Here is a 14,550-nt window from a genome sequence, read left to right on the forward strand (position 1 = left end):
CGGTGCTTTTCAAATAGGAGGCTATATATGAAATTTGTGTATTTTTTTGGTAATGGGTTTGCAGAAGGAAATGGTTCAATGAAAGACATTTTAGGAGGAAAAGGCGCAGGATTGGCTGAAATGGCTCTTGCTAAAATCCCCGTGCCACCAGGTTTTACAATCAGCGCAGAAGTGTGTGATTATTACTACAAAAACAACAAAACATACCCTCCTAACTTAAAAGAAGAAGTAGAACAAAATCTAAAACGCTTAGAAGAAGCAACGGGTAAAAAATTTGGCGACAAAAACAATCCTCTTCTTGTATCTGTGCGATCTGGCGCAAAAATTTCCATGCCTGGCATGATGGACACAATACTCAATTTGGGTTTAAATGACGAAACTGTTATTGGATTAGCTAAATCTACAAACAATGAGCGTTTTGCGCTTGATTCATACAGAAGATTCATACAAATGTTTGGCGATGTAGCTGTTGGCATAGATAAAGAATTATTTGAAGACAAAATTAAAGAAATAAAGAAAAAAGAAAATGTAAAATTTGACCACGAAATAAGCATTGAAGGCTTAAAATGGCTAATTAAAGAGTACAAAAAAATTTATGATTTAGCCGGCAAATCGTTCCCGCAAGACCCATTCAAACAGCTTTGGATAGCAATAGATGCAGTATTTAACTCATGGATGAACAAAAGAGCCATTGACTACAGGCGCATAAACAAAATTAAAGACAGTGATTTGCTTGGTACCGCAGTAAGCATTGTAAGCATGGTTTTTGGCAATATGGGAGACGACAGCGGCACTGGGGTTGCGTTTACAAGAGACCCATCAACTGGAGAAAAAAAACGATACGGCGAATTTTTGGTAAATGCGCAGGGCGAAGATGTGGTTGCAGGTATTAGAAACCCCTACCCACTTGAACAATTAAAGCAAATCTCGCAAGAAGCCTACGATGAGCTGTTAAAAATATTTGATATACTTGAAGCGCATTACAAAGATATGCAGGATGTAGAATTTACTGTTGAGCGAAAAAAATTATACATGTTGCAAACACGTTCTGCCAAAAGAACAGCAAAAGCAGCTGTTAAGGTTGCAAAAGATATGGTAGAAGAAGGCTTAATTACTAAAGAAGAAGCCATCTCAAGAATCAGCACAGACCAAATAGATCAGCTTTTACATCCTTCATTTGATGAAAAAGCAAAAAAATCAGCCAAACTTATAGCAAAAGGCCTTGGTGCATCACCTGGCGCGGCTTCTGGCAAAGTGGTATTTAGCGCACAAAAAGCTGAAGAAATTGGACAAAGCGAACCGGTAATCCTGGTTAGACACGAAACAAGCGCAGAAGATGTTGCAGGTATGGCTGCTTCAGTTGGTATTTTGACTGCACAGGGGGGCAGGACATCGCATGCAGCGGTTGTCGCACGTGGTATGGGCAAAAGCGCAGTGGTTGGCTGCGAAGAAATTTCTATTGATTACAAAAATTTGCAATTTAGCGCAAATGGCACTGTTGTTAAAGAATTAGACACAATAAGTATTGACGGCTCAACAGGCGAAGTCTTTTTGGGCGAGGTCAAGACCATAAAGCCATCTGGTTTAGATAAAGACCTATCACAAATTTTGCAATGGGCAGATGAGGTAAGCAGGATGTATGTTAGAGCAAATGCAGATACACCTCAAGATGCTAAGGTCGCGCTCGAATTTGGAGCAAAAGGCATTGGACTTTGCAGAACGGAACACATGTTTTTTGCACCCGATAGGATAAACACTGTAAGAGAAATGATAGTTTCAAAAGATACACAAACTAGACAAAAAGCTTTAGATAAATTAATGCCAATGCAAAAAGAAGATTTTAAAGCTCTTTTTCGAACCATGAAAGGACTTGAAGTTACAATAAGACTTATTGACCCGCCCTTGCATGAATTTTTACCACAAACCGATAGCGCCATAGAAGAAGTGGCAAGAAATCTCAATATATCTGTAGATGAATTAAAAGATACTATTAAAAACTTGCACGAATTTAACCCAATGCTTGGTCACCGTGGCTGCAGATTAACCATAACTTATCCAGAAATTGCTATAATGCAAACAAAAGCAATTATCCTAGCGGCGCTTGAGCTAAAGCAAGAAGGCATTGAGTGCATACCAGAAATTATGATACCATTGGTAGGTATAGATGAAGAAATAAAGTACCTTAAAAACATTATAAAGCAAACAGCAGATGAGCTTATACATCAGAAAAATACATCGCTTACTTACCTGGTGGGTACAATGATAGAAATACCAAGAGCCTGTACTGTTGCAGATGAAATTGCAAAAGAAGCTGATTTTTTTTCATTTGGCACAAACGATTTAACACAAATGACATTTGGCTTTAGTCGCGATGATGCAGGCAGGTTTTTGTTTGATTATTTAGCAAAAGGCATACTAAAAGAAGATCCATTTAAAACAATAGATACAAAAGGCGTTGGAACACTAATGAAAATGGCTGTAGAAAAGGGTAAGATTGCAAACAAAAGCTTAAGACTTGGCATTTGCGGAGAACACGGAGGCGACCCAGAATCTATTGAGTTTGTTCATTCAATTGGACTTGATTATGTAAGCTGTTCACCATACAGAGTACCGGTTGCAAGATTAGCCTGTGCACAGGCTACAATAAATAAAAAAGCCGACAAAGACTAAATAAATTTTGAAGATTTTAGTTTTAATACAAGGAGGCTTAAAAATACAAATGCAAAAGGCAACAAAAGGTAAAAAAGCATTTTGATATTTATAAAGTTTAATATATAGCCAAATATAAGCGGTGTAAGCGTACCAATGATATTAACAGTAGAAAAAAAGTAACTATTTGCTATGTTTCTTTGAGAAACATCAAAACCTCTTGATAAACTAATAAGGGATAAAACAAATGTAAAACCGTGTGGAAAACCAAGTATAAACAGCGAAACCGCAAAAATAAAAGGAGAATTTGAAATAATCATCAAAAAAATACCACCAATTGTTAAAATACCCGAAAATATCATATCGTGAAAAATCTTTTCTGGAGGTTTTATAACTAAATATAGCCTGCCTAAAAATGAAGATGTAAAAAATAAACTAAAGTAAAGATTTATAGTTGAGATATCCAAACCAAACTCATCTTTTGCATAAATTCCTCCAAAAGCAATTAATGTTGCAAAAGGTATATTGTAAATCAATATACTAATTATTGCACCCAAAAAGTAAGGGTTTTTTATAACCATTACTTTTTCTGCTTCCGCTTTTGACTCATCAGGAAATTGAATAAAAAAAGACATCAAAAAAGCAATAAAAGGAAAAATTGCAAATATCAAAAATGATTCCCTTAAATTTACAAATTTCAACAAAAAAGACTCTATAATAGGACCTATAATCAAAGAAGTACTAAGTGTTATTGTGTATATAGCTATAATTCGCTCTCTTTTTAACCTATCTTCACAAAGGCCTGCTGCTGTAATAATATTAGGCATTAATGCACCTAGTGAAAAGCCTGCAATGCTAACTAGAAACCATATATTTACGCTATTTGAATAGTAAAACATTATAAAGCTTGCAAAATATAAAAAAGCAGAAAATACAAAAAATTTTTTTCTCGATGAGCTTTTTAGTTTAGCGTTTAAAAAAGCACTAACTAAAAATGGAAATACACCAAAAAGCGAACTCAAAATACCAATTTGCCAGGTAGTGAAATTTAGATAGTATTTTCCAAGTAAAGGTACCATCGTAAAAAGCATATTATTGCTTGCCCTTAGGGCAAATGTCATTGAGATTATTATAAGAACAATAAAAATAAGATTAATCTTTTTTTTCATAAAAATATTTTATATCAAAATTAACTTTTTTCAAACATTTAGTATAAATTTTTTGCAAAACAATACGTTATCGAAAAGTAGAATTAAAAAACTATAAAAAACCTATATTGGTGGACAGTAGGGGATTCGAACCCCCGACCTCATGCGTGCGAAGCATGCGCTCTCCCAACTGAGCTAACCGCCCCTGACATTATCATTATTGTGTTTAATTTGATGAAATTGTCAAGTTTTGTTGTTTTGGCTTTACAAAAAATAAGAGCAAGGCACCGCTTATTGCAATTATTGAATTTATGCCAAATGCTATATTAAAACCAAAATTATCTATTAAAAAACCAATTAAAATTGGCGCAATAGAGGCCCCTACCATAACCATGGTATAGCTTACTGCAATGTTTGCATTCATTGATTTACCACCTACTTCTGCAGCTAATGCATGCCTTACAGGTATAGATACACTCGTTGCAAAACCAAGAAGAAAAAGTAAAATCAGATTTGGAAAAAATAAAAATAAAATCAAAAATACAGCCATAAGCGTATAACTTGCAAAAATTACTTCTTTTCTACCAAATTTATCGGATAATTTGCCACCAATAGGTTGAGCAATAATGCCTGCAAGAAGCATGACACTAGCCATGAGGTTTGCATCTAGAATATTCTGGCCTTTATTGTAAAAGTAAGCAGGCAAAAATGCAGAAATGCCTCTTGAAAAAAATGGCGAAACCATAGCCACAAAACCCACAATTAACAATTCTTTTGAAAAAACATGCTTTAAAACTATATCGAGAGGTTTTTCTTCTTGTTTACAAAGCATTAAGATAATTACCATCAAAAAACCTGGTATGGCAACCAAAAGAAATGCTTTCAAGCCAAATTTTGAAAGCAAATAACCCATGCTTACTGGTGCCAGAAAAAATCCAATAGCTCCACCAATACCATTTACACCAAGCGCCATACCTTTCTGATTTTTAAATACATTTGCAAGCAAACCCATACCTTGCGGATGATATATACTAAGTCCCACCCCAATAAGTAATGCTGCCAAAACCATAAGTAAAAAAGAGTTAGAAAAATAAAAAAGGATAAATGATAAACTTAATATCAAAAAACCCAATTTTAAAGCTAAAACACGTTTAGCTTTTTTTTCTGCTAAATATGCAATATATGTTTGCAAAATTGCACTAACCACATAAGGGGTGCTAACAAGCACACCGCTTTGAATATAGCTTAGATGATAAGCAAATTTTAATATAGGTATAGCTGGAGGAATTAAAAGTGAATACCAATCGTTTACTAAATGCGACAGTGTAATTAAAGTTAGTGTCTTAATAGGTTTTGCCATTTATTTGTTGACTCTTTCTACATATTCTCCAGTACGTGTATCTATTCTTATTATATCACCTTCCTTAATAAAAAAAGGGACCTGTATGGTTGCATTCGTCTCTAAAACAGCAGGCTTTGTGCCAGTTGCTGCAGTATCGCCTTTAAAACCTGGTTCAGTTTCTATAACCTTCAATTCAACAAAATTTGGCAAAGATATACCAATTGGTAAGTTTTTGTAAAGTAATACAAAAACATCTTTGTTTTCCTGCAAAAACTTGGCTTCTTCTTCAATTACATCTTTTGGTATAACATATTCTTCATAGTTTGAATTATCCATAAAATGATAACCGTGTTCATCCTGGTACAAATACTGCATGGGTTTTTCTTCAACATCTGCTTTTGGTATTTTAACACCGGATTTAAAAGTTTTTTCAACAACGTTTAAAGTTTTCAAGTTCTTCAGTTTTACCCTTACAAACGCCTGACCTTTACCTGGCTTAATGTGCTCGTAACTTATAATCTCATATGGCTCATTATCTATCTCAACTTTAGAGCCTTTTTTAAATTCACTAGTGCTTAACATCAACTCCTCCTAATTAAATAATTTCCATAAATGGTGCATAACCTAATATTTCAACATCATTTTCTTTTACCAAGATAGTTTGTTCAATTCTAACTCCGTATTTTCCAGGTATATATATGCCTGGTTCAATGGTAAAAACCATATTTGGCACAATTAGCGTTTCGCTTGTAGAATCAATATAAGGTAACTCGTGTATATCAAGACCTACGCCATGTCCTGTAGAATGTATAAAATATTTATCAAGACCATATTTAGCAAGTTCATCTCTAACTCTTTTATCAATGTCTTTGGCACGTGTCCTGTTTGGTGCAATAAATTCTCTTGCAAAAGTTTGTGCATAAAACACAGCGTTGTAAAAATTCCTTTCTTCGTCTGTACGCTTTCCAACCAAAAAAGTGTATGTACAATCACTATTGTAGCCATCAACACAAGCACCAAAATCTATCATCAAAAAATCCCCATCTTCAATTTTCTTATCCGTTGGTCTGTGGTGGGGAAAGGAAGTATTTACGCCACTTGCAACAATTGTCTCAAAAGCAGTTTTTTGAGCTCCAAATCTAGCCATCTGATAATCAAGCTCGTCTTTAAGTTCTTTCTCACTAACACCTATTTTAATCATTGGGTAAACTTTTGTAAAGGCATTTCGAGCGACTATTGCAGCCCGTTTTATTGCATTTATCTCATTTTGTTCTTTTATCATTCTAATTTGCTTGGAAACATCAGTGGCATCTTTTATTTCAAAGTTTTTGAGTAACGTTTGGTAACTAAAAGCACTTGTGCTTTTTAAATCAAGTGCGATGGAGTGAATCTTGTTTTCAATTAAAAACTCTTCAAGTCTTTTAATACCTTGAGTAATTTGGATAACGTCAGCTTTTGGTTTTTTGTTAACAATGTAATCGTAAGAAAGTTTATTTGCAAATATAAATGCTTTTTTGTCAATAATTAATAAAATACCATCCCCATCAACACCCGTAAAATAAAGTACATCTGATTTATCAAACGAAATGAAACAATCCGCACCAAGCTCGTTTAATTTGTTATTAATTTTCTCAATTCTTGTCATAACATCTCCTTTACTGTGGCATTTCTTGTTTTTTTTGCTTCATAGAGCATCTTGTCTGCACGTTCAATTAATGTTTCAATTGTATCTTCCTGTCTAAATTGGGCAACCCCCAAACTTACTGTTATATAAAACTCTTTATCCTTATACTTAAATTTTAATTTTTCTGTTGCTGTTCTGATTTTTTCAGCAAAAAGATAAGCTTGATCCAGATTAGCTTCTGGCACAATTATCAAGAATTCTTCTCCGCCATATCTTGTTACAATATCAGATCCACGAGATAAAGATTTAATTGTGTTTGCAAAAACTTCTAATACCTTATCCCCTACCTGATGGCCGTATGTGTTGTTAATTTGACTAAATTTATCCAAATCACACATTATAATTGATAAATTTTTCCTGTACCGCCTGGCTTTTTCTATTTCATGCTCAAGAAAATGCCACAAACCTCTTCTGTTATAAACTTTCGTCAACGGATCAATAATTAAATTTTCCTGAGCTTCTTTTAATTTTTCTTGCAATTGTTGAATTGTATTTTTTGATTTTTCAATTATCTCGCTGAGTTGTTTAATTTTATTATTCATGGATATTGTGCTTTCTTTGATTTTTAAGGCTATGCCGATAAGTTTTTTACTCATTTCATCAACATCAATATTTTCAAGCCCAACAAGACTATCTATCTGATCAATATGTGTTTGAAATTCATCGCCATAGTTACTGATATCCTTTGTAAGTGTATTCATAACATACGTTAGTGCTTTTACTGCTTGTTTTAGTTTTTCTTGAAGTTGATTGAAATACTCTTCTTCAAGTTTTTCTTTTTTTTCAATTAATTTTTTTAAATTTTCTCTAACCGAAATTGTACTCAAAAGTGCACTATTAAAATACAATTCTTTCTTTAGTGCCAAAAGTTCCTGTTTATATTCAACAGCTTTATCAGATTCAACTGCAATATCCAGCGTAGAAAATATTATCTCCGCTAATTCTTTGTATACCGAATCTTTTGTATCTTTGGCAGAAAATATAAGATTTTTCAGTATTGTGTTAATATTTTCAAGAACACTCAATGTGATTTCTGTTTTTAATAATTCTTTTATATTCAAAAAACTTTCCTGCCAGTGTTTTGAAGAGTCATAATCTTTAGCAATTTGAGATAAAGCATTAATAATTGATTTAATTAAATAATCATTTTGCTTTTTTTTATTATCAATAAAATCACCATATTTTATAGAAAAATTTACTATATTTTCTCTCATTTTATTCATGCTATTTTCATCTTTTATGCTTTTTATCATATCAATGTATTTTTCGATTGTTTCGTTTATATTTGGATCATCTGTTTTTAATAACCTTAAAGCATGAGTTGCTATATTTTTTAAACTATCTATATAAGATAAATTATTTTCTTTTTTAAAAAACACCTTTTAAACCTTCATTGACACTTCAAATAAATAATGCTATCATTATATTACTTTTTTTAGGCGTTTTTGCAAGAAAAATGAGGATAGAATATATTGACAGAATGATACCGCCGATATATCTAAATTTTATAATATTGTTTATAAGGATAATATCTACAGTTGCTGCTGTGTTTTGGTGTATATATAATTCTAGAACAAACGATACAATCTATTATGTTTTTTTAGGTCTTATTTATATTTATATACTTTTTTATATTATAAGAATAACTATTGATAGCAAGTATTGTCATTTATTTTGTTTTTTAACATTTTTTGTAGACCAATTTGTAATAACATATTTTATGTATAATACAGGTGGTATTCATAGTGTATTTTACAGTGGATATTTTGTTATTATATCTATTGCTTCAATACTTCTTGGGCTTTCGTATGGGCTTTTTCTTGCTCTTGTTGCGGGTATATTTATACTGTATCTAGGTATAACTATGTCATTCAATGCATTGGATTTAATATACAAAATTATACCGCTTTTTATTATATCCTTGCCTTCTGGAATTATTAGCGAATACGTAGCTTATTATTCTATTATTAGAGAAAATTTAAAAAATGAGCTTGAAGAAAAAAATATACAGCTTACAAAATATATAAAGGAAATAGATGTGCTACAAAAACAACTGATAGAACAGGAAAAAAGAAAAATTCTGGAAAGTTTTACTGAAGATATGTCACATGTTTTAAAAAACCCACTTATGTCCATTGGTGGTATAGCTGATATCCTGGATAGAAAAATCAAAGAAGGAAAACTTGAAGATATTGATAAATATATTGAAAAGATTAAAAACGAAAGTAAAAAACTTAATGTTGTATTAAATAATGTTTTGCAAATATCTGATGGTAAAATGGTATTTGAAGATGTTGATATAATAACACTGTTTAATAATATAATATTTGACTTTAAAAAAAGAATAAAAAACCTTGACTTTGTTACAAATATGGACGAGCGTATAAAATTTGTAAAATTAGACAAAAAAAAATTTACTGTTGCAATAAATAACATTATAGATAGCTTAATTGAAATAGAAAAAGATCCAATAAAAATTTATATACAAACATACCAAAAAACAATTTCAAATAAAAAAATATTGATTATTGAAATCTCAAATAGAGAGCATATAATACCAAAAGCTATATTAAACAATATTTTTGAACCATTTGTATCGGGTGGATCAACAAAAAAAGGTTTGGCCTTACCTATTGTTAAAAATATAATCAATTTGCATGGTGGCTCAGTTGAGGTTGAAAGCGATGAAAATGGTACTATATTTAGAATAAGCTTACCGCTTATATAAGGAGTTGGATATGAAAGAAGCCTATCTATATAAACATTTAAATGAAAAAAAAGTCAGATGTGATTTGTGTGCTCACAGATGCATAATAGAAGAAGATAAAAGTGGTATTTGCAAAGTTAGAAAAAATATAAAAGGAAAACTTTATAGTCTAGTTTATGAGAAAGTTATTGCTCAAGCAGTAGATCCTATTGAAAAAAAACCACTTTATCACTTTTTACCCGGATCAAAAAGTTACTCTATTGCTACGGTTGGGTGTAATTTTACATGTTTAAACTGTCAAAATTATGAAATTAGTCAATATATGTATTATCATGATGAGGCAGCTGGAAAGTATTATTCTGTGGATAATGTAGTTTCAGATGCTATATTTTTTGAATGTAATTCAATCGCTTATACGTATACAGAACCTACTATATTTTTTGAGTATGCAATAGACATTGCCAAAATTGCTAAATCAAAAGGGTTAAAAAATGTTTTTGTTACAAACGGTTTTTTTACAAAACAGGTAATAGATAAGATGTCTGGTTTGATAGATGCGGCTAATATCGATTTAAAATCAATGAATGAAAATTTTTACAAGAATATAGCAGGAGGTAGGCTAAAACCTGTTTTATCGAGCATTGAGTATGCAAAACAAAAAGGGATCTGGATTGAACTTACAACCCTTATTATTCCTACATTAAATGACTCTGAAAAAGAAATTGAAGACATAGCTAAATTTATTAAATCGGTTGACGAAAATATACCATGGCATATAAGTGCTTTTTATCCTACATATAAACTTACCAGTATTCCTCCAACAAGCATAAAAACTATTCAAAAAGCTTACGATATTGGAAAATCGGTAGGTCTAAGGTATGTTTATGGAGGAAACATACCAAAAAATAACCTTGAAAATACATATTGCTATAATTGTGGTGAATTATTGATTGAGCGAAGCGGTTTTGCTATAATAAAAAATGTACTTTCTGGCAACAAATGCCCAAAGTGCAATGCACAAATTGCTGGAGTATTATGAACTTGAAAAAAATTATTGATAAAAATGATATAAAAAGTCGCATAATAGAGGTGTCAAATCAAATAAATAGTGTATTTAAAAATCAAGACATAGTGGTATTTTATATTGAAAAAGGTGGAAAACCGTTTTTTGATGAACTATCAAAATATTTTAAATTTAACTATGAATACGAATCCATTGGCGTCAAAAGCTATGAATACGATAAAAGCACTGATTTAAAATGGACTAAAAAACCCACATTAGATGTAAAAGATAAAGTATGTTTGCTAATCGATGATATATTGGATACTGGCCAAACAATATCTAAAGTTAGAAACTACATTTTAAGTTTGGGTGCAAAAGATGTATATATTTGCGTTGCGATTGATAAAAAAGAAAGTAGAATTGCAAATATTGAACCGTCTTTTAAGTTATTTGACATCCAAAAAGGTTTTTTAGTCGGATTTGGTATGGATTATAACGAACAATACAGAGATTTAGAAGACATTTATGAAATTTCGATTTAAAAATAGACAAGAAGCAGGCATCGAACTAGCTAAAAAATTGAAAGACTACATAGATGAAAAAACTATCATATTAGCTCTACCAAGGGGTGGTGTAAGCGTTGCTTCGTCTATTGCAAAAGCTTTAAATATAGATTTTAATATTTACATATCAAAAAAAATACCTCATCCCGACAACGAAGAATTTGCAATCGGTGCTATGGGTGAATTTGGCGAAATAATTATCGATCCTTTTTTTTCAAGTCTAATTACAAACGAAGCGATAAAAGAAACTAAAAACAAAATTGAATCCTACATAAAACAATATAGAAAAAAACCTATTGAAAATCTTGATTCAAAAACTGTTATACTGGTCGATGATGGCATAGCCACAGGTCTTTCTATGGAAGCCGCCATAAAAGACATACAAAAATTACACCCAAAAAAAATTATTGTAGCTGCACCTGTTATAGCAGAGGATACTTTTGAAAAATTAAACAAAATAGTACCTGTGATTGCTCTTATTGTTTCAAGTGATCCTTTTTTCAGTGTCGGTATGTATTACGAAGATTTCCATCAACTAAGTGATCAAGAGGTCGAAGAAATTATATCTGATGAACAATAAAGCTGTTGTTTTATATTCGGGCGGTTTAGATAGTCTCCTTGCTGTACATATAGCAGTAAATCTTGGTCTTGAAATCTCGGCACTTTTTATAAAAACACCATTTTATAAAAAAGATATAAAAACTTTAAAGCAAAATTTAGACAAACTCGGCGTTGAACTTAATATAGCTGAAATTGATAGCGAGTATTTAAATATAATCAAAAAGCCTAAGTATGGCTATGGTAAAAATCTAAATCCATGTTTGGATTGCAGGATTTTGATGTTTGAAAAAGCTAAAGAACTAATGGAAAAAACTGGTGCTTCTTTTATAATAACTGGAGAAGTTTTAAGTCAGAGACCCTTTAGTCAAAGAAACAAAGCAAATATTCTTCTAATAGAAAAAAAATCTCAACTTGAAAACCTTGTTTTAAGACCACTTTCTGCTAAATTACTTCCAATTACACTACCTGAAAAAACTGGTATTGTTGATAGAAACAAACTATATGCTATATCTGGAAGGTCTAGAAAACCTCAACTTGCCCTTGCCAAACTTTTTAATATTGAAAATTTTGAAACTCCAGCTGGAGGATGCTTGCTTACCGAACCTTACTTTGCTAATAGACTCAAAAACTTATTAAAACTTGACCTTTTAGAGTATTATAAATTTGCCCATATTGGTAGACACTTTGTAATCGATGATAATTTACTTGTTGTTGCGCGTCAAAAAAATGAATATGATATAATAGCAAGTTATAAAGATAAATTCGATTTTTTTGAAACACCTGATCAACCTGGAACATGTGCAGTATTTTTAAAGAAATCTACCAAAGAACAAAAAAAACTTGCATCACAAATTGTTTTAAGATATTCTAAAAAAGCTAAAAGTGTTTTATGTGTTTCAGAAGAAGGCCATCAAATATTTGAAAATCTTGAAAATATAGATGAAGAAAAATTAAATAGCTTAAAGGTAGGAGAGTAGATGATTGATAAATTAGAATCATTAGAAAAAAAATATAACGATATTCAAAAACAAATGAGTTCCAATGAAGTTTTAAACGACTATGAAAAATTAAAAACTCTCAATGAAGAATTAAAAAAAATTACACCTATTGTAGAAAAATACAAACTATACAAAAATATACAAGAACAAATAAAACAAAACGAAGAATTATTAAAAGACAACGAATTAAAAGAATTAGCAAAAGAAGAAATCAAAGATTTGCAAACAAAAAGTTCACAATTAATAGACGAGCTAAAGATTATGTTGCTCCCTAAAGATCCACTTGATGAAAAAGATATAATTTTAGAAATTAGAGCTGGAACTGGCGGTGAAGAAGCTGCCCTTTTTGCGCAGGATTTATTCAGAATGTATGTTAAATATGCAGAAAATCATAATTTTAAAGTAGAAATTTTAGAAAAAAGTCTGTCTGATGCTGGGGGTATAAAAGAAATTATAGCCAATGTTAAAGGCAAAGGTGCATATTCTAAATTTAAATTTGAAAGCGGGACGCACAGAGTCCAAAGGATACCAATAACAGAATCCCAAGGTAGAATTCATACATCTGCTGCAACAGTTGCAGTACTACCAGAAGCAGATGAAATTGAAGTAAATATAAACCCTGATGATTTAAGAATTGATGTTTATAGGTCTTCTGGATCTGGTGGACAGCATGTAAATACAACTGACTCTGCTGTAAGAATAACTCATATACCAACAGGCATTGTAGTTACCTGCCAGGATGAAAAATCTCAATACAAAAATAAAGAAAAAGCAATGAAAATTCTATACGCTAGATTATCCGATTTTTATAGAAGCCAGCAAGAATCACGAATAGCAAAAACCAGAAAAGCACAAGTTGGTAGTGGTGATAGATCTGAGCGCATTAGAACATATAATTTTCCTCAAGGGCGCGTAACTGATCACAGGATTAATTTAACATTGTACAAACTTGATCAAATACTTGAAGGTGAGCTTGATGAACTTATAGAATCGCTATTAATTGCGGATCAAACCAAAAAATTAACTCAGATGGAAGGTTAATTGAACAAAGAAAATTTTTCTAACAGTTTTGTTAGTTTTTTCTTAGTTGCTTTTGGCGTATTAATAGAAAGTTTCGGTATAAAAAGTTTTTTGCTGCCAAATGAGTTTATAGATGGTGGCGTTACAGGCATATCGATGCTTGTTCACTTTATTTTACATATAGATTTGGGATTAGCTATAGTTGCTCTTAATATCCCATTTTTGATATTTGGTTACTTTAATATTTCAAAATTATTTATGATAAAAAGTATTTTTGCAATCTTTCTTTTGGGTTTTTTTGTTTTTTTTATCAATTTTCCAAGCATAACGCATGATAAATTACTCAGTGCTGTCTTTGGTGGATTTTTTCTGGGCGCAGGTGTTGGTCTGGTTGTAAAAAATGGAGGTATATCAGACGGCACAGAATTAATGGCAGTTGTTATTGGTAAACAGTTGTCTATAACAGTTGGAAACGTAATACTTTTTTTAAATATACTTATATTTGTTAGTGCATCGTTTTTTTTAGGTATTGACAAAGCTTTGTATTCTATATTAGCCTACTTTAGCGCTTATAAAACAATGGACTTTATTATATATGGTATAGAAGAATATAATAATGTAATTATTATTTCAAACAAAAGCCAAGAAATTAAAAACATGATTATTCATGAACTTAAAAAAGGCGTTACAGTTTACAAAACTTACGGTGGATACACTGGAGTAGAACAAGAATCTTTATCTTGCGTAGTTACGCGCCTTGAAATGATTAAATTAAAAAAGCTAATTTTTGACATAGATGAAGGGGCTTTCATTATAGCCCACCCCATCTCTGCCGCAACCGGCGGAATTATAAAAAAACACATCCGCTCTTAAAT

13 protein-coding genes and 1 tRNA gene are annotated in these 14,550 nt (G+C 31.4%); 8 read left to right on the forward strand and 6 right to left on the reverse strand.

The features are described 5' to 3' along the window. The first annotated feature begins 27 nt into the window (after positions 1–27). Positions 28–2,670 (forward strand): pyruvate, phosphate dikinase, encoded by a 2,643-nt coding sequence (ppdK, locus tag BLQ93_RS00610; RefSeq protein ID WP_092127427.1) that lies wholly within the window; start codon positions 28–30, stop codon positions 2,668–2,670. On the opposite strand, the gene BLQ93_RS00615 is transcribed toward ppdK, so the two are convergent. The 6 genes from BLQ93_RS00615 to BLQ93_RS00640 all read right to left on the reverse strand — a co-directional run bounded on the left by BLQ93_RS00615 (position 2,667) and on the right by BLQ93_RS00640 (position 8,202). After that, positions 2,667–3,818 carry an MFS transporter gene (locus tag BLQ93_RS00615; protein WP_092127429.1) on the reverse strand — a complete coding sequence of 384 codons (1,152 nt, stop codon included), beginning with the start codon at positions 3,816–3,818 and terminating at the stop codon, positions 2,667–2,669. The two genes, ppdK and BLQ93_RS00615, sit on opposite strands and share 4 nt — an antisense overlap. Before the next feature lie 108 nt (positions 3,819–3,926). Further along, positions 3,927–4,002 (reverse strand) — tRNA-Ala (locus BLQ93_RS00620). Between the two features lie 21 nt (positions 4,003–4,023). Then, complete coding sequence (locus tag BLQ93_RS00625; protein ID WP_092127431.1) at positions 4,024–5,157, reverse strand: MFS transporter; 1,134 nt, start codon at positions 5,155–5,157, stop codon at positions 4,024–4,026. Continuing rightward, positions 5,158–5,721 carry an elongation factor P gene (gene efp / locus BLQ93_RS00630; RefSeq protein ID WP_025392499.1) on the reverse strand — a complete coding sequence of 188 codons (564 nt, stop codon included), beginning with the start codon at positions 5,719–5,721 and terminating at the stop codon, positions 5,158–5,160. A 13-nt stretch (positions 5,722–5,734) separates the two neighbouring features. Beyond that, on the reverse strand, positions 5,735–6,784 hold the full coding sequence (locus BLQ93_RS00635; RefSeq protein ID WP_092127433.1) for a M24 family metallopeptidase: 1,050 nt from the start codon (positions 6,782–6,784) through the stop codon (positions 5,735–5,737). Continuing rightward, complete coding sequence (locus BLQ93_RS00640; protein ID WP_092127435.1) at positions 6,781–8,202, reverse strand: GGDEF domain-containing protein; 1,422 nt, start codon at positions 8,200–8,202, stop codon at positions 6,781–6,783. The genes BLQ93_RS00635 and BLQ93_RS00640 overlap by 4 nt, the downstream gene beginning before the upstream one ends. A 77-nt stretch (positions 8,203–8,279) precedes the next feature. Between BLQ93_RS00640 and BLQ93_RS00645 the strand changes: the two genes are divergently transcribed. The 7 genes from BLQ93_RS00645 to BLQ93_RS00675 are packed head-to-tail and all read left to right on the forward strand — an operon-like array spanning position 8,280 to position 14,548. Continuing rightward, positions 8,280–9,551, forward strand: a complete 1,272-nt coding sequence (locus BLQ93_RS00645; protein WP_092127437.1) for a sensor histidine kinase — start codon at positions 8,280–8,282, stop codon at positions 9,549–9,551. A gap of 10 nt (positions 9,552–9,561) precedes the next feature. Continuing rightward, positions 9,562–10,569, forward strand: coding sequence for an AmmeMemoRadiSam system radical SAM enzyme (amrS, locus tag BLQ93_RS00650; protein ID WP_092127439.1), 1,008 nt, complete (start codon positions 9,562–9,564; stop codon positions 10,567–10,569). Beyond that, positions 10,566–11,075: a phosphoribosyltransferase gene (locus tag BLQ93_RS00655; protein ID WP_159427457.1), complete on the forward strand. Its 510-nt coding sequence runs from the start codon at positions 10,566–10,568 to the stop codon at positions 11,073–11,075. The genes amrS and BLQ93_RS00655 overlap by 4 nt, the downstream gene beginning before the upstream one ends. Next, positions 11,059–11,676 carry a phosphoribosyltransferase gene (locus tag BLQ93_RS00660; RefSeq protein ID WP_092127443.1) on the forward strand — a complete coding sequence of 206 codons (618 nt, stop codon included), beginning with the start codon at positions 11,059–11,061 and terminating at the stop codon, positions 11,674–11,676. The genes BLQ93_RS00655 and BLQ93_RS00660 overlap by 17 nt, the downstream gene beginning before the upstream one ends. Continuing rightward, the gene (locus BLQ93_RS00665) at positions 11,666–12,634 is read left to right on the forward strand and encodes a hypothetical protein (RefSeq protein ID WP_092127445.1); all 969 of its coding nucleotides are present in this window, start codon (positions 11,666–11,668) and stop codon (positions 12,632–12,634) included. The genes BLQ93_RS00660 and BLQ93_RS00665 overlap by 11 nt, the downstream gene beginning before the upstream one ends. Next, the gene (prfA, locus tag BLQ93_RS00670) at positions 12,635–13,696 is read left to right on the forward strand and encodes a peptide chain release factor 1 (protein ID WP_092127447.1); all 1,062 of its coding nucleotides are present in this window, start codon (positions 12,635–12,637) and stop codon (positions 13,694–13,696) included. Further along, positions 13,697–14,548, forward strand: coding sequence for a YitT family protein (locus BLQ93_RS00675; RefSeq protein WP_092127449.1), 852 nt, complete (start codon positions 13,697–13,699; stop codon positions 14,546–14,548). Positions 14,549–14,550 lie beyond the last annotated feature (2 nt).

It is taken from the genome of Desulfurella multipotens (assembly GCF_900101285.1).
In the GTDB taxonomy this organism is placed as follows: Bacteria; Campylobacterota_A; Desulfurellia; order Desulfurellales; family Desulfurellaceae; genus Desulfurella; species Desulfurella acetivorans.